Here is a 24,253-nt window from a genome sequence, read left to right on the forward strand (position 1 = left end):
AAATAATGAACTACGAGCACAAATCAGTGAAAACCTTTGTCAGTAATGAGGAACTCTCGCAGGTATTCAGCGAACAAATCGCGACCCGGCTTCGCCAGGCTATTCAGCAACGCGGTCGGGCGTATTTGGTCGTGTCGGGTGGAAATACACCCAAACCCCTGTTTGAAAAACTATCGCGGATAGATCTTGACTGGGCAAAGGTTACCATTTTGCTGGCCGATGAACGTTGGGTGTTACCTGACTCCAGTGATAGCAACGATAAGTTAGTTAAGACGTTATTACTGAAGAATAATGCAGGAAAAGCAAGTTATATCAGTTTATTTACCGGTCATGAAAAAGCCGCTAACGCAGCTCTGGTGTTGTCATCACAACTTAACGCGTTGCCCACATTTGACGTGGTTGTCCTGGGGATGGGCGACGATGGACACACGGCATCTTTATTTCCCGACTGCGCTGAGCTGGAGCAGGGCTTGCAAGGTAAAGAAGCAGTGATAGCCACACATCCCGCTAAAGCGCCTTATGCCCGTGTCAGTTTAACGAAGTCACGACTTCTGAATAGCCGCAATTTGTACTTCCACTTTTGTGGCGAAAATAAGCTGAAAGTGTTTAAAGAAGTAGAATCACAAGGCGAAACGACTTTGCCTATTGGTGCGTTTTTGCAGCAGCAGTGCGTACCCACCGAAGTTTACTATGCCGCCTAGCGCCTTTGTGGTGCAGGTATAAATTGGCAGAAAGGAGTTTTCTATGAACCCAACCGTAGCCGCCGTTACTGAACGTATCGAACAGCGCAGTTGCGCGAGTCGCAAAGATTATTTGGCCCGCATGGCGAAAGCACGTAAAAAAGGCCCCCATCGTGGTGCCTTATCATGTGGCAACCTGGCCCATGGTTTTGCAGCCTGTGGTCAGAATGACAAGCAGCAGTTGCGCAGCCTGACAAAAGCCAATATCGGTATCGTCACTGCTTATAATGATATGTTATCCGCTCACCAGCCCTACCATGACTACCCGGATAAAATTAAGCGGGCAATTCATGAGGTTGGCAGTGTTGCTCAGGTTGCCGGTGGGGTACCTGCCATGTGTGACGGCGTCACCCAGGGCCAACCCGGAATGGATCTAAGCCTGCTAAGCCGTGATGTCATAGCTATGGCAAGTGCCGTCAGCCTTTCGCACAATATGTTCGACGGCGGTCTGATGCTGGGAATTTGCGATAAAATCGTCCCGGGCTTACTTATTTCAGCGCTAAGCTTTGGTCATTTGCCCTTTATTTTTGTTCCGGCAGGACCGATGCCATCGGGTATTCCTAATAAAGAAAAGGCACGCATTCGCGAGCTCTATGCTGAAGGTAAAGTAGGCAAATCAGAGCTGCTCGATGCCGAAGCTGCATCGTACCACACGGCTGGAACATGCACTTTTTATGGCACTGCTAACTCAAATCAGCTGGTGGTCGAACTCATGGGTCTGCACCTGCCCGGGTCGTCTTTTGTTAACCCCGGCACCGAGCTGCGTGAGGCCTTAACCCGTGCCGCTGCTCAGCAAATTACCCGGATCACCGATTTGGGAACTGACTATCGGCCAATTAGCGAAATTGTTACCGCCAAAAGTCTGGTTAACGGCATTATTGGCTTACTGGCAACCGGTGGTTCAACCAATCATACGATGCATCTGGTAGCGATCGCACGGGCAGCTGGTTACGAAATTAACTGGACTGATTTTGAAGACCTTTCAGCCGTTACCCCCATGCTTACGCGTGTTTATCCAAATGGTGAGGCTGATATTAATTACTTTCAGCGCGCTGGCGGTATGGCATTCTTAACGCGGGAACTGCGTGATGCCGGCCTGCTGCATAATGATGTTGAAACAGTAGCCGGTCATGGCCTGGAGTTTTACACTAAAAAACCCGAACTTGGCGACGATGGCAAAATTCGCTGGGTAGAAATCAACGCAGACTCATTAGATGAAGACGTTCTGCGTCCGGTAAGTAACCCCTTTAGCGATCACGGTGGCTTAAAAGTATTAAGTGGTAATTTAGGCCGTGCGGTTATTAAAACCTCATCGTTACCGGAAGAAATTGAACCGATTGTCGCACCTGCTGTTGTGTTTACTGACCAGAATCAACTGGATGCTGCTTTTCAGGCCGGCGATTTGAATAAGGACTGCATTGTGGTGGTGAAGTATCAGGGTCCCAAAGCTATCGGCATGCCAGAACTTCACAAACTAACACCGCCTTTGGGTGTGCTGCAAAAGCGTGGCTTTAAGGTCGCACTGGTGACCGATGGTCGTATGTCCGGGGCATCTGGAAAGGTGCCGGCGGCGATACACGTTACGCCGGAAGCCGTTGATGGTGGCTTAATTGCTAAGGTCAAGGACGGTGACAGGGTAAAACTGGATTTTGTTACCGGCGAACTGGAGCTATTGGTTGATAGCGACGAGCTAAAACAGCGAGAGCCACAGCCAATTGATTTAACCGAAAGTCATTTCGGCATGGGCCGTGATTTATTTGGTAATCTACGCGCCAGTTTTAGCGGTGCCGAGCAGGGCGCCTGTGTACTATTTAAGGACGACAAAGAGTATGGTGAGTAGCGAACAGACACCGGTTATCGACGGCTATGCGGTTGTTGCCGACATTGGTGGCACCAACGCCCGGTTTGGTCGTATCAATCTGGATACCTTTGAACTGGATAGGATTCAGGTATTCCCCTGTGCTGATTACCTGAATTTGACCGATGCAATGATTGCCTATCGTGAGCAGCAAGATGTGCCGCTTGAACACGTGGCAATTGCTATTGCCTGCCCGGCTGAGTTTGATGCAATTCAGATGACCAATCATCACTGGCAATTTTCGGTCGAAGGAACGAAACGTGCGCTGGGACTAAAAAGCTTTATCGTGCTTAATGATTTTGCAGCGGCGGCAATGAGCTTGGTTACGCTGGACAAAAAAGAGCAAAAGAAGATAGGCGGCGGTGCTCAGCAAAATGACGGTCCTAAAGCCGTATTAGGCGCAGGTACAGGGCTGGGAGTCGGGCATTTAGTTACGCTGCCTAACGGCGATGTCATGCCGTTGCCCGGCGAAGGTGGACATGCTGACTGGGCGCCTATTAACGAGAAAGAATGGGCGATTCACGAGTTCTTATCCCATCGCTTTGAAGGGCGGGTTTCGGCAGAACGTATTTTGTCGGGTCCCGGGCTCGAAAATCTGTATCAGGCTATTGCCGCTTACCACGATCGGGCAGTTCCACCACTGCGAGCCAAAACTATTGGTGCGCGCGCCCTGAGTGGTTGCGATGCAATCGCGGTTGAGGCAGTTGAGCAGTTTTTTGCAAGCCTGGGCAGTTTTGCCGGTAATTTAGCCTTAACGTTAAATACCCGGGGCGGCGTTTATATCGCCGGTGGCGTAGTGCCAAAACTCTTGCCAATGATGGCAGCCTCCGAGTTCCGCTCGCGATTTGAGCAAAAAGGCCGCTTTTGCAATCTGGCAGAATCCATTCCTTGTTATGTGATTACCGCTGAGCATGCGGGTATGCGTGGTGTAGCGCAATATCTAAAGCAGCGTTTAAAAAATCGCGTGCAAGCCAAACAAACAGCGTAGGAACCATGATGACAGCACATGATATTTTTGCACGGGCCACAATTATTCCGGTAATGACGGTAACCGATATTGATAGCGCCGTAAGCTTAGGAAGGGTACTTTATAAGCAAGGCTATGAGGTTCTTGAAGTCACTTTGCGCACTAGCGCAGCGGTTCATGCCATTGAAGAGCTGCGCCGTCAGTTGCCCAATGCTTTAATTGGCGCCGGTACAGTACTTAATAAAAAAGACTTGCAGCTGGTTACCACCGTTGGCGCGCAGTTTGCGATCAGTCCCGGAGCCACACCTGACTTGTTAAAAGCGGGCCGTGAAGCTGATATCCCTTTGATTCCCGGGGTTGCCACTGTATCTGAGGTAATGCAGGGTATCGAATATGGCTATAACGAGTTTAAGCTGTTCCCGGCCGCTGCTATTGGTGGAGTTAAGTTATTAAAGTCAATCGATGCGCCGCTCGCGGGGGTAAAGTTTTGCCCCACTGGCGGCATTAACGAATCCAATTATAAAGATTATCTTGCTTTGCCGAATGTCAGTTGTGTTGGCGGCAGCTGGATTATCTAAACTTTAAAACGACTTACCAGGCTACGTAGCGTGTTTGCAGTTTCTGACAGTTGATTACTGGCTACCACTATCTGTTCAACAGAGTGGTCACTGCTCTCTGCGATATCATTAATGCGGGTCACGCTTTCATTGATTTCTTCCGCCACCGAAGACTGTTCTTCCACGGCGGTAGCTACTTGCGTATTCATATCCTTTATCGATGCTACCGACGTCATGATCTGCTCTAAAGCGACAATAGTATTGTCTCCCTCGCTTACCGCTTCTGAGGATTTCGTTTGATTGCCCTGCATTACTTTTACCAGGCCCTGGGTGCTGTTGATAATGCTATCGATAATTTTTTCTATCTCAACAGTTGAGGTCTGGGTTTTTTGTGCCAGCGTTCGGACTTCATCGGCAACAACTGCGAAGCCGCGCCCAGCTTCACCCGCGCGGGCTGACTCAATAGCGGCATTAAGTGCTAGTAGATTGGTTTGGTCGGCGATGTTGCGAATAACTTCAAGCACACTGGCAATAGCGCCGCTGTTGTTCTCAAGCTCTGCCATGCCGGCTGCGGCTTGCTCGACCTCTTTAGCAAGTTGATTTATTTTTTGCACACAAGAGCCAACAGTCTCTTTACCGGCACTAGCGGTGTCGCTGGTTTCTTCGGCACTAGTGGCAGCGCTATGAGTGTTGTTGGCTATTTCCTGAATGGAGGCCGACATTTCGTTAACAGCGGTTGCAACCTGATTGAGTTCGTCACGTTGTGTTCTGACGCCTTTGCGTGTTTCTACAGAAATAGCATTGAGCTCGTCGGTCGCAGTTGCCATTTGCATAGCAGCGTCGGCAACCTCCTTGACTATCTGTTGGACTTTACTGACAAACTTGTTATAACTCTCTGCCAGGTCGCTTAGTTCGTCAGAGCCGCTGGTATCCAGCCGTTGTGTTAAATCGCCTTCGCCTTCGGCGATGTCATTCAGGTTTTTAACCGTAGTTCGTAAGGGGCGGACGATACTTTTGGCTAACCAGGCAGAAACCAGCAGGGCTACCGCAATCCCGATAATAGCTAAAACCACCACGAAGTTGCGTGTTGCGGCCATACTATCGGCGTAATATTGGCGGTTCATCGCGATTTCCAGAACAGCAATTGGGGTACCACTAAAGTCTTTAATAGAGCGTGTATAAATCGCATAGGGAGTACCGTTGAGGTCGCTGCGCTCGATACCCGGCTGACCCTGCCAGGCATCTAATACCTCCTCATCACTGACTATAGTTTCGCCAGCTATGGTAGTCGCAAGAATGCTTGTATTACTTCCGTTTACACCATGAATAGCAAGTTTAGCCCCGTAGTCTTGTGTAAATAAGTTGGCAAAAGCATCCCCCAGATTTAGTCCAAATTCTACTGAACCGAGGTGCTGGCCTCTTTGACTTATTGGGTATAGTCCTCGGATGCCGATACCTGCAACGCCACCATCTAAGCCCCGAACTGGCTCTTTCGTTTTATTGACGGCTACAATAGTGGGTCTTAAAGTGGTCAAGTCATCGCCGTATTTCTGCCTATTGTGGAGTCGAAGAAATGATGTTGCCGGCGGAGTATGAAACTGAAATTGAGCAACACCGTAATTTTTTTTAAGCGTCTGGAACATCTCGCCATAAGTCTCAATTAACCGCTTGCGGTCGCCTTGGGCGAAGCGATTACCGGTTTCCGGGTTTAAGGCAACGATAGCGCTCATGCTTTCAGCAAAGCGGGCACGTGTATCAATTTGCGAGCGGGCGGCTTCAAACAAGTTTTGAAGCTCTCGTTGTTCAGCTTCGCGCATGACCGAGCTGGAATTAACCAAATAAAACACCGACATAACAACAATAATAATGGTCACAACTGCGCCAAAGCCAATGGCTAATCTTAATCCAATGTTTATATTTCTGAACATACGGCCCCCGGCCATTTAACGTTGTAAACGATTATCGCTCAATTTTAAAAAAAATATAGTGATAATCACTCAGCTGGACCATTAATCCCTGAGTACTTACCCTTAGGCTGTCAACAACGGTTGAGGGGTAGCCGTGCTAAAAAAAAGGGAGCCTATACGGCTCCCTTTTATTCATCGTGGTTCGGTTAGTCCCAGTCGGGCGCAAAATCTGGATCAATGATCCGCTCGTTTTGGTCAAGTGCGGCAATATCCAGCATATCCTGTTCTGTCAGCTGGACCTTTTGCGCTTTAAAATTACTGCGTAAATGGTCCGTGTTGGTTGTGGACGGGATGGTAATAAAGCCTTTTTGCATCTCCCAGGCAAGGGCGATTTGCGCAGGCGTCGCATCATGCTCTAGCGCGATACCCCTGAGTGTGCTGTTTTCTACTACCTTACCTTTGGCAAGGGGTAGATAGGCAGTTACCTTAATTCCTTTATCTTCACAGGCTTCAGTGACTTTACGGTTTTGCATAAAGGGGTGGACTTCAATTTGATTGGTCGCAATGTTTTCGGCACCCACATGCTGGATAGCGCGCTCCATTAGGTCAATAGTGAAGTTGGATACGCCAAAGTGTTTAATTAAGCCCTGTTCACGGGCTTGCATAAGGGCATCCAGTGTTTCTTCCATCGGCACTTCGTTGTTAGGCGAGGGCCAGTGGATGAGGGCCATATCGATGCAGTTGCGCTGTAATTTGTCGGCGCTTTGCTGAAGGCTATCCAGTACCTGTTGATGCTTAAAGCGGTCAAACCACACTTTAGTAGTGACAAACACATCATCGCTGTTGGATTGTGCCAGGCCTTTGCCGACATCCGCCTCGTTTTCGTAGGCTTGTGCCGTATCAATGTGTTTATAACCCGTTTCAACAGCTTCGGTAATGAGCTCAGTGAGCGTTGGGCCTTTAAGACGAAAGGTTCCCATGCCAAAATTCGGTATCATATTGCCTCCTTGTTCTGACTATTTAGGTTTATTCCTCAAAAACTAATGCGTCCGGGTCGGCACCCAGTTGTTTCAGTGCTTCCATCATCTTGTCGTTAAATTCATCGGGGCCACAGACGTAGAATGCCTGGCTGAAATCCTCGATTTGCGATTTCAAAAACTCTTTGTCGATTTCGTCGTCTAAGAAAATATGATCGCCAGAGGGTTTTTCGCGTGTTATCACGTTTATAAACTGACTGCCCAGCATACGCTGGAACTCGTCTTTTAGAATGATGTCCTGTTCGGTTTTATTGGAAAAAATCAATTTGTTGTTGCCAATTTTTCCTTTGTTATGCAGATCTCGTAAAATCGCGATAAAGGGCGTGACACCAGCGCCACCGGCCAGGAAAACGCCTTCGTTTTTATACTCTATGGTGCCCCAGGGCTCATCAATAATAAAAGAATCACCGACAGAAAGCTGCCCGATTTGCTCTGTAACACCGTCGTGATCCGGGTAGATCTTGATGATAAATTCTAAATACGGATCGCTGCTTAGACAGGTGAACGTAAAGGGCCGCTTTTCATCGCGCCAGCCGTCACGGTCCACAGATACTTCGGTAGCCTGACCTGGGGTAAAGCTATATCCGGCGGGCTTTTCCAGTCGTATCCGTTTAACGTCATGGGTAACGTCAGAAATGTCCTGAATTTTTATGGTATGGCTCATGATCTACCTCACAGTATCTGTTGGTGATTATCCAGCGATATTCTCCTGATAAACATAGTCAAAGATCGCTGGTTTTTACAGTTTGTGAGATTATTCAGGCGACTTGCGGCCTGATAGTCCGCCACTAGCGGCGTTTTTTAAAAGGGTAAAACCCATGTCAGAGAGAAAAAGTCCAGACCATCGTTGGGCTTTTCGATATCTGCGTTAGAGTGGTGAGTGTAGGCTAGGGACACCCGTGCTTTTGATTCGGCATTGTATTGCCAGGCTAAGCCCAAACGATCTTCAAAATGCCAGTGAGTTGATAAGTTTCGATCACCAATTCGGGTATTATCCAGGTAGGTAACGCCGATTCCGGCTTCAAAAAAAAGCGGGCGACTGGATTGTGTTAATTGCCAGCTAAGGATAGGGGACACACTGAACGCGGTAATATTATCTGCGGTATCATTGCTGTTTTGCCAATGATTTAAGCCGCCTTCAAACGCGAGAGTCGGAGAGGCGGCCCAGTTAAGCCACTCGGGGGCGAAGCTATCGCTGCGCAAGCTAAGGCGGGCACCACGAAGCTGATCGGCTGAATAGGCACCGGCAAAATGAATTTCTGCGGCGCTGAGTGTTGCTGGTACAGAGCCCAGAACCAGAAAGGTGGAAAACACGACTTTTTTCATTAAGTACTCCTGACACTTAACCTAAAAGCAGAGCATTATATACATTCATTGGTGTATGTAAAGCTGGTTGTTTTAATCAGGTTTGTGTCAGGGTACTGCATTTGTCAGCGCTGGTTGGGCGGCTGTACCAATAGCCCTGAATTTCATCGCAGCCAAGTTCGCGCAGATAGTCGCAACTGGCTTTATTTTCTACACCTTCGGCGACGACCCGGTAACCCAGGCGTTGAGCCATACCGATCATGGCATTGACGATGGCTTGATTGCGATGACTTTTTTCTATATCGAAAACAAACGCTCGATCAATTTTAACCACGTGGGCCGGTATATCATGTAGGTAGGTCAGCGAGTTGTAACCGGTGCCAAAATCGTCGATAGCAATCGATACGCCCGCATCGGCCAATGTTGTTAACTGTGCCATAGCCTGTTTACTATGGCTAACAATGGCGCTTTCCGTTAGTTCCAGCTCCAGCCAGTGAGTTCTAACGTCGGCCTCATGTAGAGCGGATAAAATGTGCTGAGCAAAGCCGGCTTCGTCCAGATTATTGCCGGAAACATTCATCGCAACCTGCAATTCATGGCCTTGCTCTTGCCAACTTTTTATCTGTTCAATGCAATGCTGCAGAACCCAGCCAGTAAGTTCGCGAACCAATGAGGTATTTTCGATTAATGGCACAAATTCAGCAGGTGAAATTTCACCCAATTCAGGGTGTTGCCAGCGCAGCAGCGCTTCAACAGATTGACACTTTCCGGAGCTTAGGTTCAGGCGCGGCTGAAACTGCAGATAGAGCTCTCCGGGTTTTTCCAGTGCTTTGCGAAAATCGTGCAATATGGTAAAACGCCGGCGATGCTCATTGTCCAGCTGCTGCGAGTAGAGTATTACTGGCTCGCCTTTTAAGCGGGCGTCCTGACTGGCGCTATGTACGGTACGGATAATATCAGCACCGTTAGCATTACTTAAGTCAAAGGGCGCGATGCCAACCACCGGTGTGTGCAGCAATGATAAGGACTCGCTGACTACTACATCCTTAACTAACCGCCAGATGTTACTACCTATTTGGTCAATGTGTGTATCATCATTCCTAACCAGGTACAGGTACTCACAGCCACCGATATAATACAGCCAATCACCATGGGCAAGATTACTTTTCAGGTGCCTGCCAACGTCATGAGCCATATTATCCAGACTGGGCAGTCCGACCACTCTTTGCAGTGAGCGTATCTGGCTTTCGTCAAACAAATCGATATGCAGGGCGTACCATAGCCCTTGACCTTCGTCTTTGCGCAAGTCATCGATGTCTTCGATAAACTGATTACGATTTGGCAGGCCAGTTATCGGATCCAGACGTCCAAAGGCGTGTTGCAGCTCAATTTGATCCATCACCATGGCGGCCATGTCACTCAATAAAGCTCGTTCATCATCGGTGATTTGACGTGGCTCGTGTCCTAAAACACACATAGCCCCCAGGGTATAGCCTTCCTGAGTGGTTAACGGTGCTCCCGCATAAAAGCGTATGCCGGATTCAGCTAACCCACTGTTTTGATACATTGTTGACTCGAGCAGGTCGGGTACAACGACAAACCCTGAGGTGTCTGATACTTCACCGCAACAGGCTTTAAAACGGGGGATCTCCCGATGTTCAACACCAACCCGCGATTTAAACCACTGCCTGTCTTCATCACTTAAGGAAACTGCCGCGATAGGCAGGTCAAACAACTTGCTGGCCAGCCGGGTAATCCGGTCAAAGCTCTCACTGGGTGGAGTATCCAGCAAATTAAGCTGGCGTAATGCAGCCAGGCGCTTACTCTCATAATCCTTTTGCATTCAGTGTCCTCTATCAACTGACTCCCTAGTTTACACCATCTTTAGGCCGCTATAAAAAAGACAGCAACTACGGCTTTTTACGCCACTTACCGTCAACTTTAATGTAGTGGCCTGATTTTGTTTGCTCAATTGCGCGCTTGCCGGCTAATAGTTCTACGTCAGCAACGGCAATATCGTTCTCTTCGGCAATGCGGATGTATTCTTTGCGCCGCGCTTCGTTAATTTGCTTAGCAATCTGGCTGGCCGTTTCAGTGTCTTTAACAGCGCCCAGATACCCATCCGGCTTTTCGCCGACTAAGCCCTGGTCTTTCGCATTACTCAGCTGGTTTTTAGCTTCTTGCAATGACAGTTGCTGGGCGCTGGCACTGACTGAGGTTACAGTGAGGCAGGCAACAAACACAGCGATTAGCAGTTGTTTCATTGGGGACTCCTTAAAATAAGTCGCTGGATTCAGAAATCACGTTGTCGAGTGCTTTATCTACCTTGACGTAAATTTCATGCTCGATTTTAACGTTTAAATTAATTGTAATCGGCTCTTTTGGTGCAGCTACCTGCACGGTTGGGGTGCAGGCGGCTAAGCCAGTAAGTACGATAAATAAAAAGCCAATATATTTCATAGGGTCCTCTGACTTAGGTCATCGATTTAAATTTTCCTGGATCCGCTCGCGGACAATTTCATTAACACTATTGGTTAGCTGCAGGCCTTTGATTAGCGCCGGTAAATCCTCCTGCAGCGTTAAATTAAACTCAACCGGCCGCCCTTGTTCAACGTCGGGGTTAAAGCCATTTAATTGTAATTGCAGGTTCAGCTTACCGTTATCATCATAGTTGATTTCGCTGGATAAAGTGCGATACGTAAAATTTTCCAGCACCGCAGCCAGGGTTCTAAGGCTGGGATTTTCTCCAGCCATTGATGTTAGAGCTGAAGAGTCAACGGCTACGTGCCCGCCGGGGGCAAGAGCGTTTAAATACCCGTTTTTAAGAGTTAGCTGGTTGTTGCGCCACGCCAGCGGCAGGGTGCCGGATACTTTGCCGTTGATAGCGACATTGTCGCTGGGATACTGGCGCAATAGTTCGCCTAAAGACAGGCGTTCAAATACCAGGGGTAAATCAAAGTCACGGTTAAACCGATAGGTTTGGTTAGGTACCTCGATGGTGCCACCAAAAGCCTCGATTGTATGTTGCTGCAAATCCAGCTGCCAGTTGTCCTGCTCTGCTAAGGGTAGCTCGAGGGCCATATTTGCCTGAAGCGGGCCGATGACAAAGCCCTGCTGCAGGCTGCCCAGTTTTTGCTGCAGGTGCTGAACACTGAGGTGAGTTGTCGTGGCGCTAAAATGCGCTGTAGCATCATGCTGTGTTGCTGACCAGGTATCGTAAACCCAGTCAGCCTGAGTGAGCTTTACCCTTGCGTCATCGATGTGCCAGTCACCTGATGTCCAGGCATAGTCTAAAGTAAGGTCGGCTTCGACTTGTCCCTGCTGAATAACCAGTTGCGGATAAAGTGTCCGTAGCAGCTCCGCTAGCTTAGAGTGTCTCTGCCAGTTAAACGGCTGCAGCAACAACTGGGAGTGCAAGCCAGTTTGATTGAAGCGGCTTTGGTGCTTAATCTGCAGGCTATTGTCCACCGTCAGAACTCCTGAGAATGACTCTACCGCTTGCCAGGGCTTGGTCAGCGGCGCTTTGGCCACTAGTTTACCGCTGATCTCAGCGCTACAGTGTAATTGTTTAAAGGACAACGCATCGGTGTCAATCGGCAAATAAACCGCCAGTTGTTCGGTATTCAAAGGATAGTCCAGCGTTGCCTGTATGTTGCCATTTCCGGCATTCAGCTGGCCGTTTAATCGAATGCCGCCCCGGGTAAATGTTACCTGCCAGTTTTGACTCTCCCGATTAACCTGAAGATGGGTATCGGTTGGATGGGGGGTAGTTATCTGTAAGTTAAAGTTCTGTTGCTGACGAGTTAAGTCGAGGCTCGCCTGCACAGAGTCGTGGATAAAAACGTCAGACACCCGTGAGCCGTTTATCCTTAACTCGTTGACACTAATCTGGTCGGGCAGAAAGGCAGGCAGCTCCAGGCTAAGAATATCTTGTAAAAATACCGACTGTTCATTTTGGTTGTTATTGTTGTCGGTGGTTGGTCCCGTGGCTGAATTTATTGTCAGCGATAGCTTTTTGATAACTAGCTGTCGGGACGAGAGTTCGGCCAATGATAGCTGCCACTGGCTGATGCCATAGTGGCTTAGCTGCTGATTAAGCCATAGATAAGCGATGAGTCCAAGCAGCAGGGCACTCAGCACCAGGCTGAATAATGCGCTGCCACTCCATGCTAAAAATTGTGCTAGTTTGCGGAGTTTCAATCGTTAACGTCAATCCCAGTCAGGTGCAAAGCTGGGGTCGATGATGCGGTCATTTTCGTCCAGCTCCTTAATTTCGGCCATATCTTCCTCGCTTAGCTTAAGCTTCTGCGCCTCAAAATTGTCTTTTAAATGTGACTCTTTGGTGGTCGAGGGGATAGAAATAAAGCCTTTGCGCAGCTCCCAGGCAATGGCTACCTGCGCCGGGCTGGCATTGTGTTCTTCCGCAATACGCTGCAGGGTTTTATTTTCAACCACAGCGCCTTTCGCCAGCGGTAAATAGGCGGTTACCTTAACACCCAGATCAGCACAGGCCTTAGTCACTTTGCTGTTTTGCATAAAAGGATGAACCTCTATTTGGTTGGTCAGAATATTTTCTGCCCCCACATGTTGAAGCGCCTGTTTCATTAGTTTGATGGTAAAATTCGATAAGCCAAAGTTTCTGATGAGTCCGCGTTCCCGCGCTTCGGTTAAGGCGTCGAGCGTTTCCTGTAACGGCACCTCCTGGTTGGGCGACGGCCAGTGAATTAAGGCTAAATCCAGGGTGTCGCGTTGTAATCGGTCGCAACTCTCGCGCAGGCTGTCCAGCACATCCTGATAGGCGAGCTTTTCGTGCCATACCTTGGTAGTGATAAAGATTTTTCTGTCGGCTGAGCGGCTAAGGGCTTTGCCGACATCGGCTTCGTTCTCATAAGCCTGGGCGGTATCAATGTGCTGATAACCAATTTCCAGGGCCTGTTCGACAAGCTCGGTCAGACTACTGCCGCTTAAACGAAAAGTTCCCATTCCAAAATTCGGGATCATAACAAGACCTCCTTTGTAACTCGATTAACGGTCTTTTTATCCGTTGGCTGCTTCGCTAATGCAACTATAGTCACGGAGGTGAAATGCGGCAAGGCGGGGTTATGCCGCGCGGCCAAAGCTAAGCTTTGCGTAAAGTGAGGTTAACCCGCACCTCTCCGGTCAGGGGATGGCGGGCCTTGGCCAGCTTCTTTACCCCGTGAAAACGCAAACGGTCAACACCGCCCCATACCAGAGCGTCGCCATGGGATAAAGTAATTTGCGTTGCTTTATCGGCACGTTTTTCGCCGCCCCATAAAAATGTTACCGGCAGACCGAAAGAAAAGGACACAATAGGCTGGGAAAAGTCGCTCTCATCTTTATCCTGGTGCAATCCCATCGCATTGCCGGGCCGGTACACATTAATCAGACAGGCATCTGGGTTAAAACCGTCAAAACCGCATAGCCTGGCAGCCTGCTGTGCTTTTTTCACAACACTTATGGGCATCGCTGGCCAGGGAGCATCCGTAAGGGGGTCAACAGACTGGTAACGATAGCCCTGCCGGTCACTAACCCAGCCCCGGCTACCACAGTTACTGCTTAATACCGACATTGACCTGCCGCCCGGAGTGGTAAAGTGACGCAAAGGGGCCTGGCGGATACAGTCACGGATTTCATCGAGCAGAGCGACCGCCGCCGAGCCGATAAAACCGGGCAGGTAATAACCACAGGGGCTGAATTGCTGCGGTTCATGTTGCGGACTGAAGAGATCTTCCTGCATTAAAGACTACTTTGTTATCATTTGTAACCACTTGATAAACGCTACCAGTGCTACCGATTGCTGGCGGCGCTTGCGATAAAATAATTTCAGCTCCGGCTTAGTCACCAGATTTAAATTGTCCCATGGGTGCAGCGCGGGGAAATTATCGGCGCGACAATAACTGGCGTCAACCAGAGTAACCCGGGCCTGGCTCTGAATTAATTCCAGCGCAATTTGGCTGTCATTACAATGAATGAGTTTAGTGCTTTTAAATTGCGGTTGGTACTGTTTTTGATAAGCCAAATGATTAGGGCTATCGCGGTCGACTAGCCATGGTGTCTGCCAGACTAATTCCTCATTATCGATGCCAACTGAACAGGGTACTAACTGCACCGGCGCTAAGCGCTGCTCGCTGATATGTTTATCATTGATGGTGCCGGCTGCAATAGCCAGGTCGATGCCGTCATGTTGCAGCCTGGAGCTTAGCTCCGCAGCCGAGGCCGCCGAAAGAAATTCATCACAACGAACAAAGTTTAACTGTACGTGCGGATACAGTGACTGAAAGTCATCGAGTTGTTGAGTAAGCCAAAAGCGCAGTCGCACCGAAGCAATAGCGATGGTTAAGCTGGTCATGCTATTATCATTTAAATGCCTGGCGCGCTCTAATGTCTGGTCAAGCTGGCGGAAAATGACTTCTAACTGCGGCGCCAGTTCCAGCCCGGCAGGGGTCAGGCAGTGCACACGATTGTCGCGTTGAAACAAGCTCATATCCAGTTGTTTTTCCAGCGTCTGAATTTGCCTTGTAACGGCTGCCTGGGTTACGCCCAGCTGTTGTGCCGCCTGCTTAAAACTTGGACTGCGGGCGGCTACGTCAAATACGCGTAAAGCATTCAGTGAGGGGGCAGGCTTTTTCGCCATGAGCGATCCTTGAATAATTTTTGGTTGCTATTTAACGCAATCAGGATTAACTAAAAGTAAAGCAAGTTTAACGGAGTAGCAAGCTTTGTCGTATTGGGGAGAATTTTTTACTATAGCGCTGGTACACTTGCTGGCAGTTGCCAGTCCCGGCCCGGACTTTGCCGTGGTGTCGCGCTATGCCTTAAGTTTCGGCCGCAAAGTCGGCTATTGGGTTGCGCTGGGTATTGCCGCAGGCATTACCCTGCATGTGGCCTATTCACTCATTGGAGTGGCAGTAATTATCCACCAGAATCAGTGGGTATACTTAACCTTGCTGATGATAGGCGCCTTATATCTGGGCTATATCGGCATCGGTGCCATAACGGCTAAACCCCGCACTGAGGTCGCTGCTGTCGCGGGACAGGTGGAGCTGCCTAAACGCCGTAAAGCCTTTACGGTGGGGTTTTTAACCAACGGTCTGAACGTTAAAGCCACCTTGTTTTTCCTGACATTGTTTACCACGGTTATCAATCCGGCGACGCCCTTTGTAATTAAACTGGGCTATGGCGTTTATCTGACCATTGCTACGGGCGTCTGGTTTGTGTTTTTAACCTGGCTGTTAACTCATCCGCGGGTATTTAAAAAGATCTGGCCTTACAGTCACTGGGTCGACCGGCTGATGGGGGCAATTTTGATCCTTTTAGCGCTGAGTTTGCTATGGGAGTGGTTGCAGTTAGTGGTATAATTAAAGAAGTTAGTTGTACCAATAAATTTTACTCAGGTGTAGGCAGAAAGTGTAAATGCAATTATTTGTAAATGATCTGACCGTAATTGATTGTTCTTACCTGTGCCCACAGCGCGGCATTGTCGGTGAAAGCTGGATTGTCGATATCGTGCTGGATGGCGCCCTCAACGAACAGTCCATGGTGTTGGACTTCGGCCGGGTTAAAAAACAAATTAAACGAATTATCGATGACTCGGTTGATCACAAGCTGGTAGTTCCAACCGAACACCCTTACACTCAGGTTAAGCACAGCCAGGATGATAACAGCCACTGGGTTGATTTTATGCGTCCTAATGGCAAATCCATTCATCTCTTTTGTCCGGCCGATGCCTTTGCCTATATCGAGGCTGATCAAGTGGATGAGATGACCGTAACCGATTACCTGCGGGCGGTTATAAAGCGCGAGTTGCCTGGTAACGTGGCGGGGCTTAAATTAGCGCTGCGGCCAGAAGTGATTGATGGATTTTATTATCACTACACTCATGGCCTGAAAAAGCACGATGGTAACTGTCAGCGTATTGCACACGGTCACCGCTCGAAGCTGCAGATATTTTTGGACAATATCCGCCAACCGGTGCTGGAAAAGCAGTGGTCTGAATGCTGGCGTGATATTTACCTGGGTTCGACAGAAGATCAAATGGCGGTTACGCAGCTCAGTCGCTCTGCCGGAGCAAAGCAGGCAGCCACAGCCGCTACACATGTCGGTTATAGTTATACGGCCGATCAGGGATTATTTGAGCTGGCGGTACCTAAAGCAGAGAATTATGTCATTGAAACCGACTCAACAGTTGAATGTATTGCGCAGTATCTGGCTGATACTATAAAACAGGAGCGGCCTCAGCAAAGCGTTCAGGTAAAAGCTTTTGAAGGTGTTGGCAAAGGGGCCATTGCGTATGCTTAAGAACATTTTTGTGCTGCTGCTGGCGGCTGGTATGCCACTGGCTGGAGCGGCTTTTGACGAAGTTCCGTTAACCTTAAAAGGCGAACGGACGCAGGGTGCTTTACTGCTGGGTAAAACAGACCCGGAGGCCAGTGTCGAACTAAATGGCCAGTCAATTGAGTTAACCGAAACCGGCTACTTTGTTGTTGGCTTTGCCCGTAAAGCCGATCTGAACCAGCAGTTGACCGTTAAGCTTGATGATCAGCAACGTCAGGAAAACCTTGTTTTAACTGAGCGGGACTATCGGATTGAACGCGTAGACGGTGTACCTCAACGTACCGTAACCCCGGACCCCGAGCAGGTTAAACGCACCCGTAAAGAAGCAGAAAAAGTCTGGTTGGCACGGCAGCAGCAGTCTGCCCGGGAGGACTTTTTAACCACGCTGGTTAAGCCGGCTGAGGGGCGCATCAGTGGTTATTATGGGTCACAACGGATCTTAAACGGCGAGCCGCGCAACCCCCATTATGGCGAAGATATTGCGGCACCGACGGGGACTCCGGTTAAAGCGCCGTGGGCGGGTGTGGTCACTCTGGCTGAGCCGGACCTGTTTTACTCCGGCGGTACCATTATTATTGATCATGGCTACCGGGTTAATACCACTTATCTGCATTTAAGCTCTGTTGACGTGCAGGTGGGTGATGTTATTGAGCAGGGCCAGATGATTGGCAAAATCGGTGCTACCGGCCGTGCCACTGGCCCCCATCTTGACTGGCGTGTTAACTGGGGTAACGAGCGCCTCGACCCGGCGCTGTTACCCACGCTGTATGAATAACTAGTCGTGCCTGAGCCAGCCGTTCAGATGTTCCGGCTGACTGATGGTTAACGGATAGCTGCTCTTAGCCGGCGCCGAAAAAGTTAAGGTTAAGGGCAGCAGCTCATCGCGACGAAACACGTGAACACAGACCCGGTCGCCCGGGGTAAAACGTCTGAGTAAGTCATCAATAGTGCTGGCACTTGCCAGCAAATGGTCGATTGCGATGATCCGATCACCAGCCGCTATGCCCGCCTGATAAGCGCTTTCATTATGATAAACTGCCAGTACTTTCAGGCCGTCAGGTTCGGGCTGATAACGGGCTCCTAGGGTTACCTTAGCTGGTTGCTCTACGGCTTTACCGCTACTGCTGTTATCATTTTTAGGCGCCACCGGGCGCACTTTAACACCGAAATTTTCTAATAATTCAACTACTGGCAGGGAATCCCGGCCATACAAAGCATTTTCCAGCAGTTCACTGACATCAATGCCGGGATAGCTGTTAAAGAACTCAGCAAAGGTATCATCGCTGGTTCCCGCCTGAGTTTTTCCGAGCTTATGCCAGAGATCGCGCATAATGTGCGCCAGGGTCAACTGGTGATCGCTTTGCAGGCGCACAGTCAGATCCAGACATAAGGCGATTAAGGCGCCTTTTGCATAGTAACTGACAATGCTGTTGCCGGCGTTTTCGTTTTGCTGGTAAAACTTGGTCCAGGCCAGAAAGCTTGACTCGGTTACGCTTTGCAATCGTTGTCCGGTGCCGCGCTCGACCCGGGCCAGAGTATCACCAAGAGACGTTAGATAACGTTTGGCATCGATTATTCCGGCGGCATGCAACAGGTAATCATCGAAATAAGAGGTCATGCCCTCATAAAACCAGAGCTGCTCGGTATAGCTCTCTTTGTCCAGCTGATAAGGCAAAAAGGCTTTGGGTTTTAGAGTTTTGACATTCCAGCTGTGAAAGTACTCATGGCTGCATAAGCTGAGAAACGTCTGATAGTCGTCGTCCATGCTGTTCTGCTGGGCGCTGATGAGACTTTTTCGGCTGCACAGTAAAGCCGTTGAATTGCGATGCTCCAGACCACCAAAACCTTCGCCGACCACCATCGTTAAAAACGTATAGGAGGAGAAGGGCGCCTCTTCAAACAAATTGATTTGGTGCTCACAAATCCGTGCCAAATCTGCGGTAATGCGCGAGGTGTCGGCATAATGCCGGCCACTCAAAACCAGCGCATGCTTGATGCCATGGGCAATGAACTCTTTAACTGTTAAATCGCCCATTAAAAAAGGGTAGTCGATTAACGCATCATAATTGTCAGCGCTAAAGCGACCGAATTCATAGGCGTGACCAGACACTCGGGGCATGCCGGTTGCCAGCTTCCAGTGACTGGCGGCCGCGGGGGGCGACACGGTTAATTCGACAGCATCTTTTTCCTGCCCGGCGACGGCCAGACAGGTACTGGTGTTATTAAAAAAACCTTGTTGCTGGTCGAGATATGCCGAACGTACGGATAAATCCCAGGCATAAACCTGGTAACGAACCACAATGGGCTGCTTACTATCGCCAGTTTGAACCTGCCACTGGCTTTTGCTGGTTTGTGTTACCGCCAGAGGCTGTTCGTTACGTTCTGCTGTTAAGTTGATTATATGTTTGCTAAAGTCTCGGATCAGGTAACTGCCCGGTATCCAACTTGGCAGCCAGAGTGTCTGCTGTCCGGACTCAGGTCGGTCAATTTCTATTGAAACACTCAACAAATGTCCGTTAAGATCGTCCGGGCTAATGTGATAATAAAGCAATATCGACTCCTTTTCTTGACATGCATTGCGTTCAGGTAAAGATAGTAGCATAGGTATTAAGCCTAATATGAGGACTTAATGAGCACTAAGATTCAGCAACTGACGGTTGCTCAGCGCATTGAAATTCAAGTATCCGGTTTGAATGTTCCGGCGCGCTTTCAGACCGAATTCGTCGGTGCTGTCAAAAACCGCTGGTTTATTGTTGCCATGCCGGAGGCTAAGCGCTACGGGGAATTAAGGGAACATTTGCATGAGGGCGTACCGCTTATCGTGCGCTTCGTGCTGGAAAATGAAAACGGCGAAATTTGTGCTTTTCGGACTGATATCGACTTTGTCGTCGCACACCCTACGAAAATGCTGTTCCTTGACTGGCCAACTAATTTAGAAAGCCGTGTGATCCGCCAGGGCCGGCGTTTTGACGCCTATCTACCCTGTAAAATTGAACGATTTGATGATAACAACGACATTAACTTAACTGCTGATGGGGTTATCCTCGATGTTTCGGAGACAGGTTGCCGGGTTAAACAACACTTTGTTACTAACGATGCCGGCGAACTTGAAAAAGGCAGTTGGGAAAGTGGCCAGCGAGTTCAGGTTACGGCTGATCAAAAAAACAATGGTGAGGTCACTATTGGCTGTATTGTCCGTCAGATAAAGAGCAAGCCTGACCACTGCGAGCTGGGGCTGCAATTTAACCGCAATCAGCAAGAAGCCATCAACTCATTATTTTCAGGCAGTCTGGTCGATATTAATGCTTTATCCCGTTCAGGTGAATAACGCAAAGGAACGGTCATAATGGGCTTTATAAATCGCGCGGTGTCGGCTTCTTTATTTGAACACCGCAACCGTTCTTTTTGGTTACTACAAACCGCGGGTTGGGCCGGTTATGCGCTGGTCAACTACATTGGCTCTTTAATGCACGAAATGCGCGGCATTTATTTTGTCGTGCTGTTGCTGGGTGCCTACGCCGGCTTTTTGCTGACCATTCCTCTACGTTATTTGTACCAGCGAATTTGGGAGCTACACCCCGCCTGGCTAATGTTGGTGGTTATCCTGTCATCCTACGTGGTTGCTTCGGTCTGGGCGGTTATCGACAACGCCACCTACTGGGAAGTGTATAAATTTGGGTTTCGCCCCGACAGTCCCTTCTTTTACTTTAAAAACAACCTGGCAAAATTTTACATTATTCTCAGCTGGAGCGGTTTGTATTTTGGTATCAAATACTACCAGATGCTACAAAGCGAAAAGCAAAAAGCCTTAATGGCTTCCTCGAGAGCTCATCAGGCGCAGCTGAAAATGTTGCGATACCAGCTGAATCCGCATTTTTTGTTTAATAGCCTTAACGCCATATCAACGCTCATTATGGTTCGTGAGAATGATGTAGCTAACCGCATGGTCAATAAGCTCAGTCATTTTTTACGGTTTTCACTGGACAATGACCCGATAAAAACGATTCCCCTGGAAAAAGAAATCGAAGCGGTTGCTTTATATCTGGATATTGAGAAAGTGCGTTTTGACGAGCGGCTTGAAATTCAGCTGGATGTATCAGATCAGGCAAAAAAGGCGCTGGTACCCAGCTTGTTGTTACAGCCATTAATCGAGAATGCCATTAAATACGCGATTGCCAGGGTCGAAGATGTTGGCGTATTAACACTGCGGGCGTCGGTTGAAGAGCAACAACTGCTAATCAGTTTATGCGATAACGGCCCCGACGCTCCTGCCGAGCCGCAGCAGCTTTTAAGCGGCAATGGCGTTGGTCTGCAAAACACCCAGGACCGTTTAGCGTCACTGTACGGCAAACAGTTCGAGCTGCGAATGAAACGAAATGAACCTCAGGGCCTGTGCGTTGAAATTACTTTGCCCTATCAAACGCTGGAGACAAAATGAAGTCAACTTTAACAGCCTATATCGTCGATGATGAGATGCTGGCACGCAAAGGACTGGCGCTGCGCCTTAAGCCGTTTGATGATGTTGAATTGATAGGAGAAAACGGCAGCAGTCGGGCAGCACTTGAAGAAATCCGCGAACTAAAACCCGATGTGGTATTTATCGACATTCAGATGCCCGGCTTAAATGGTTTTGAGCTATTGCGAGAGCTACAAAAGCACCTGACACAGTTACCGGCAATTGTGTTTGTTACTGCCTTTGATCAGTACGCTATTCGTGCCTTTGAGGTCAGGGCGCTGGATTACTTGCTGAAACCTGTTGACGAGGAGCGCTTACGGGCCACTCTGGATCGCGTTAAACAAGAACTGCAGCCTGCCAGTGTCAAACTCGCCCAACAAAAGCTTGTCAGTCTTGTATCTGAAGTAACTGGTCATGACAGCGAAGCAATTTTGAGGAAATTGGCAGAAGGGAGTGATATTGCTGAGCTTAACCGCTACCCCGAACATATTGCCATAAAAGACAGCGGTGAAATTACCCGCGTTGCGGTTAACAGCATCGAGTGGGTGGATGCGGCGGGTGATTATATGTGCATACACGCTGGCGGTGAAACTTTTATTTTAAGACGGACCATGAAAGAGCTGGAGCAGGAACTCAATCCAAACCACTTTCAACGGGTCCATCGTTCCGCTATTGTTAATGTCGAGCAAGTCGAAAAATTATGTACCCGTCACAACGGCGAGTACCATATTATTTTACGTAATGGTCAAAAACTTAAAGTCAGCCGTAGCTATAAAGACCGTATCAAACAACTTATCCTGAACTCATGAAACGACTGAGCGTTTTTGCTCTTGGTTTGTCACTGTTGGTGGCAGGCTGCACCGCACAATTTGGTTACCGCTTTGCCGATACATTGATCGAGTGGCGGCTTGATGACTATGTCGAGCTGGACGATAAACAACAGCAACAGGTGTCATCGGTGATCGATGAGCTGCATCTCTGGCACGCACAAGAGGAATTACCCAAGTACCGCCGGTCGCTGACTAAACTTCGTGAATTGATAGTAACCCAGCAGTTTGAACAACATCACATTGCCCAATTCGAACAGCAGCTGTGGGATTACTGGGGCAATGTACAGCAGCGTCTGGCCAGCGAAGCCGATTTACTTAGCCAGCTAACAGTAGGCCAGCGGCGCCAATTACTGGACAATTTAAATGAGCAGTTAGCAGAGCGCCGGCAGGAACAACGGGATGACGAAAAAAACGCAATTGTTGAACAATTAGAACGTGAAAGTCGGCGCGAAGAACGGCTTGAACAATGGACCGGCAGTATTACTGAAGAACAGCAAAATATTATTCGTCAGTGGGTTCAGGATCGGCCCGAAGGCAGTCACTGGCTTGCTTACCGGCAGCGCTGGAACGACGCTTTTGGCGAAGTGCTGCTGCAACAGCCGATACCCTCAGAACGCCTGCGGCAGCTGATTATTGAGCCGCGGGCACTGATGAGCGAACAACATCGGCAATACAATGACGTACGCCGAAGCATACGTCAGGACTACCTCTGGCAACTGTATCTCAGCCTCACAGAACAGCAACGCGAGGTGCTGGTCGAAAAGGCCGATGAATACGAACAGCTACTCAGTGACCTGATTGAGTACTTTAACGAACTTCAATAACTTTACAGGTATTACTGGAACCGATGGTTTCCATTACATCGCCGTGGGTCAGAATAACCAAATCACCGCTTTTTACATGGCCCAGTGATTTAATCAGTTCAACGCCATCGAGAATAGGCTGCTGACTGTCGGTCGAGTCAAAATCAACCGGGTAAACGCCACGGTACAAAGCACACTTGTTGCGGCTGTCGGGATGCCGCGATAAAGAAAAAATCGGTAAGTGTGAGTTAATGCGTGACATTAGTTTGGCTGTAAAACCCGACTCCGTCAGGGCAATAATGGCTTTAACCCCGGTCAGGTGTGTTGCCGCGTACATGGCGGACATTGCTGCGGCCTCGGAGATACTGGAAAAACTTTCTTCCAGATCATCGTGTTTTAACTGCACGCTGGGATGCGTTTCTGCCCCTAAGCAAATTTCCGCCATGGCTTTAACGGTCTCGATGGGGTACTTTCCGGCCGCTGTTTCGGCGGACAACATGACGGCATCAGTACCATCGAGCACCGCGTTGGCCACGTCCATTACCTCAGCCCGGGTGGGCATGGGGCTTTCGATCATCGACTCCATCATCTGAGTCGCAGTAATGACCACCTTATTCATCTGCCGGGCGCGGGAGATAATAAGCTTTTGTTTACCGACAAGTTGCGCATCCCCGATCTCAACACCAAGGTCACCGCGCGCCACCATAACCGCATCGGAGGCACGGATAACATCATCTAAAGCCGCATTGCTGGCAACCGCCTCGGCGCGTTCAATTTTTGCACAGATAACGCCTTTACCGCCTGCCTGACGCAGCAACTGCCGGGCCTGGTTAAGATCTTCACCACTGCGTGGGAAAGAAACCGCTAAATAATCCACGCCAATTTCAGCCGCGGTTTTTATATCGTCGAGGTCTTTTTCAGTCAGCGCCTTAGCCGACAGGCCACCACCTAAACGGTTAATGCCCTTATTATTTGAAAGAGGACCGGCGATAACCACCTTTGTGTGTACTGCACTGCCGTTAATTTCTGTGACCTGCAGGCGAACTCGTCCGTCATCAAGCAGCAGAATATCGCCAGGCTCAACATCCTGGGGCAATTCTTTGTAATCCAGACCAACGCGGTTTTCATCGCCACTGTCAGCATCAAATTCAGCGTCCAGCGTAAAAGCTTGACCAGGCTGCAACAGCACTTTATCGTCGACGAAGCGGGCTATACGAATTTTTGGCCCCTGCAGGTCGCCTAAAATAGCAACATGGGCATTAAGTCGCTGCGCTATTTCCCGTACCTGCCGGGCTCGCTGTTTTTGGTCATCTGCCTTGCCGTGAGAAAAGTTAAGGCGCACAACATTAGCTCCGGCAAGAATGAGGTTTTCAAGTACCTCGGGTTTGTCGGTAGCAGGGCCCAGGGTGGTGACAATTTTGGTACGGCGCAGCATGCA

The 24,253-nt window shown here is 49.1% G+C and carries 24 protein-coding genes; 11 read left to right on the plus strand and 13 right to left on the minus strand.

The features are described from left to right. The first annotated feature begins 5 nt into the window (after window positions 1-5). Genes pgl through eda form a run of 4 tightly spaced genes read left to right on the plus strand, consistent with a single transcriptional unit; the run spans window position 6 to window position 4,143 of the window. Window positions 6-701, plus strand: coding sequence for a 6-phosphogluconolactonase (pgl, locus tag LG288_RS05605; RefSeq protein ID WP_404402860.1), 696 nt, complete (start codon window positions 6-8; stop codon window positions 699-701). Between the two features lie 43 nt (window positions 702-744). Then, window positions 745-2,580: a phosphogluconate dehydratase gene (edd, locus tag LG288_RS05610; protein ID WP_404402862.1), complete on the plus strand. Its 1,836-nt coding sequence runs from the start codon at window positions 745-747 to the stop codon at window positions 2,578-2,580. Continuing rightward, window positions 2,570-3,586 (plus strand): glucokinase, encoded by a 1,017-nt coding sequence (gene glk / locus LG288_RS05615; RefSeq protein ID WP_404402864.1) that lies wholly within the window; start codon window positions 2,570-2,572, stop codon window positions 3,584-3,586. The genes edd and glk overlap by 11 nt, the downstream gene beginning before the upstream one ends. Before the next feature lie 5 nt (window positions 3,587-3,591). Further along, window positions 3,592-4,143 carry a bifunctional 4-hydroxy-2-oxoglutarate aldolase/2-dehydro-3-deoxy-phosphogluconate aldolase gene (eda, locus tag LG288_RS05620; protein ID WP_404402866.1) on the plus strand — a complete coding sequence of 184 codons (552 nt, stop codon included), beginning with the start codon at window positions 3,592-3,594 and terminating at the stop codon, window positions 4,141-4,143. Here the strand turns inward: eda and LG288_RS05625 are convergent. The 11 genes from LG288_RS05625 to LG288_RS05675 form a co-directional block, all read right to left on the minus strand. Then, the gene (locus LG288_RS05625) at window positions 4,140-6,050 is read right to left on the minus strand and encodes a methyl-accepting chemotaxis protein (protein WP_404402868.1); all 1,911 of its coding nucleotides are present in this window, start codon (window positions 6,048-6,050) and stop codon (window positions 4,140-4,142) included. The genes eda and LG288_RS05625 overlap by 4 nt on opposite strands. A gap of 185 nt (window positions 6,051-6,235) precedes the next feature. Beyond that, on the minus strand, window positions 6,236-7,027 hold the full coding sequence (gene dkgB, locus LG288_RS05630; RefSeq protein ID WP_404402870.1) for a 2,5-didehydrogluconate reductase DkgB: 792 nt from the start codon (window positions 7,025-7,027) through the stop codon (window positions 6,236-6,238). 28 nt (window positions 7,028-7,055) lie between these two features. Further along, window positions 7,056-7,730: an FAD-binding oxidoreductase gene (locus LG288_RS05635; protein ID WP_404402872.1), complete on the minus strand. Its 675-nt coding sequence runs from the start codon at window positions 7,728-7,730 to the stop codon at window positions 7,056-7,058. A gap of 137 nt (window positions 7,731-7,867) precedes the next feature. Further along, window positions 7,868-8,392 carry an acyloxyacyl hydrolase gene (locus LG288_RS05640; RefSeq protein WP_404402874.1) on the minus strand — a complete coding sequence of 175 codons (525 nt, stop codon included), beginning with the start codon at window positions 8,390-8,392 and terminating at the stop codon, window positions 7,868-7,870. Window positions 8,393-8,468: 76 nt separating this feature from the next. Next, complete coding sequence (locus tag LG288_RS05645) at window positions 8,469-10,214, minus strand: EAL domain-containing protein (protein WP_404402876.1); 1,746 nt, start codon at window positions 10,212-10,214, stop codon at window positions 8,469-8,471. A 67-nt stretch (window positions 10,215-10,281) separates the two neighbouring features. Then, window positions 10,282-10,635 (minus strand): YdbL family protein, encoded by a 354-nt coding sequence (locus LG288_RS05650; RefSeq protein ID WP_404402878.1) that lies wholly within the window; start codon window positions 10,633-10,635, stop codon window positions 10,282-10,284. A 10-nt stretch (window positions 10,636-10,645) separates the two neighbouring features. Further along, the gene (locus tag LG288_RS05655; protein ID WP_404402880.1) at window positions 10,646-10,831 is read right to left on the minus strand and encodes a YnbE family lipoprotein; all 186 of its coding nucleotides are present in this window, start codon (window positions 10,829-10,831) and stop codon (window positions 10,646-10,648) included. A gap of 18 nt (window positions 10,832-10,849) precedes the next feature. Further along, on the minus strand, window positions 10,850-12,571 hold the full coding sequence (locus LG288_RS05660) for a YdbH domain-containing protein (protein WP_404402882.1): 1,722 nt from the start codon (window positions 12,569-12,571) through the stop codon (window positions 10,850-10,852). 9 nt (window positions 12,572-12,580) lie between these two features. Then, window positions 12,581-13,372: a 2,5-didehydrogluconate reductase DkgB gene (gene dkgB / locus LG288_RS05665; protein ID WP_404402884.1), complete on the minus strand. Its 792-nt coding sequence runs from the start codon at window positions 13,370-13,372 to the stop codon at window positions 12,581-12,583. A 118-nt stretch (window positions 13,373-13,490) separates the two neighbouring features. Further along, a complete protein-coding gene (gene alkB / locus LG288_RS05670) occupies window positions 13,491-14,129 on the minus strand; it encodes a DNA oxidative demethylase AlkB (RefSeq protein WP_404402886.1) in 639 nt (212 codons plus the stop codon). A 6-nt stretch (window positions 14,130-14,135) separates the two neighbouring features. Next, entirely contained in the window at window positions 14,136-15,026 is an 891-nt protein-coding gene (locus LG288_RS05675) for a LysR family transcriptional regulator (protein ID WP_404402888.1), read from the minus strand. A gap of 85 nt (window positions 15,027-15,111) precedes the next feature. On the opposite strand from LG288_RS05675, the gene LG288_RS05680 reads away from it, so the two are divergent. Genes LG288_RS05680 through LG288_RS05690 form a run of 3 tightly spaced genes read left to right on the plus strand, consistent with a single transcriptional unit; the run spans window position 15,112 to window position 17,501 of the window. Continuing rightward, the gene (locus LG288_RS05680) at window positions 15,112-15,750 is read left to right on the plus strand and encodes a LysE family translocator (RefSeq protein WP_404402890.1); all 639 of its coding nucleotides are present in this window, start codon (window positions 15,112-15,114) and stop codon (window positions 15,748-15,750) included. A gap of 55 nt (window positions 15,751-15,805) precedes the next feature. Beyond that, entirely contained in the window at window positions 15,806-16,690 is an 885-nt protein-coding gene (locus LG288_RS05685; protein ID WP_404402892.1) for a 6-carboxytetrahydropterin synthase, read from the plus strand. Continuing rightward, a complete protein-coding gene (locus tag LG288_RS05690; protein ID WP_404402894.1) occupies window positions 16,683-17,501 on the plus strand; it encodes a M23 family metallopeptidase in 819 nt (272 codons plus the stop codon). The genes LG288_RS05685 and LG288_RS05690 overlap by 8 nt, the downstream gene beginning before the upstream one ends. Here LG288_RS05690 and LG288_RS05695 read toward each other — a convergent pair whose 3' ends face one another. Then, a complete protein-coding gene (locus LG288_RS05695; RefSeq protein WP_404402896.1) occupies window positions 17,502-19,328 on the minus strand; it encodes a M61 family metallopeptidase in 1,827 nt (608 codons plus the stop codon). A gap of 27 nt (window positions 19,329-19,355) precedes the next feature. Here LG288_RS05695 and LG288_RS05700 point away from each other — a divergent pair, with 27 nt between their 5' ends. From LG288_RS05700 to LG288_RS05715, 4 genes are read left to right on the plus strand one after another with little or no spacing between them, the layout of a single operon-like run. After that, window positions 19,356-20,054, plus strand: a complete 699-nt coding sequence (locus LG288_RS05700) for a flagellar brake domain-containing protein (protein ID WP_404402898.1) — start codon at window positions 19,356-19,358, stop codon at window positions 20,052-20,054. A gap of 18 nt (window positions 20,055-20,072) precedes the next feature. Continuing rightward, a complete protein-coding gene (locus tag LG288_RS05705) occupies window positions 20,073-21,164 on the plus strand; it encodes a sensor histidine kinase (RefSeq protein WP_404402900.1) in 1,092 nt (363 codons plus the stop codon). Then, a complete protein-coding gene (locus LG288_RS05710; RefSeq protein WP_404402902.1) occupies window positions 21,161-21,991 on the plus strand; it encodes a LytR/AlgR family response regulator transcription factor in 831 nt (276 codons plus the stop codon). The genes LG288_RS05705 and LG288_RS05710 overlap by 4 nt, the downstream gene beginning before the upstream one ends. Continuing rightward, complete coding sequence (locus LG288_RS05715; RefSeq protein WP_404402904.1) at window positions 21,988-22,836, plus strand: DUF6279 family lipoprotein; 849 nt, start codon at window positions 21,988-21,990, stop codon at window positions 22,834-22,836. The genes LG288_RS05710 and LG288_RS05715 overlap by 4 nt, the downstream gene beginning before the upstream one ends. Here LG288_RS05715 and pyk read toward each other — a convergent pair. Further along, window positions 22,820-24,250, minus strand: coding sequence for a pyruvate kinase (gene pyk, locus LG288_RS05720; RefSeq protein ID WP_404402906.1), 1,431 nt, complete (start codon window positions 24,248-24,250; stop codon window positions 22,820-22,822). The two genes, LG288_RS05715 and pyk, sit on opposite strands and share 17 nt — an antisense overlap. Window positions 24,251-24,253: the final 3 nt, after the last annotated feature.

Source organism: Idiomarina seosinensis (genome assembly GCF_044797955.1).
GTDB lineage: Bacteria > Pseudomonadota > Gammaproteobacteria > Enterobacterales > Alteromonadaceae > Idiomarina > Idiomarina seosinensis_A.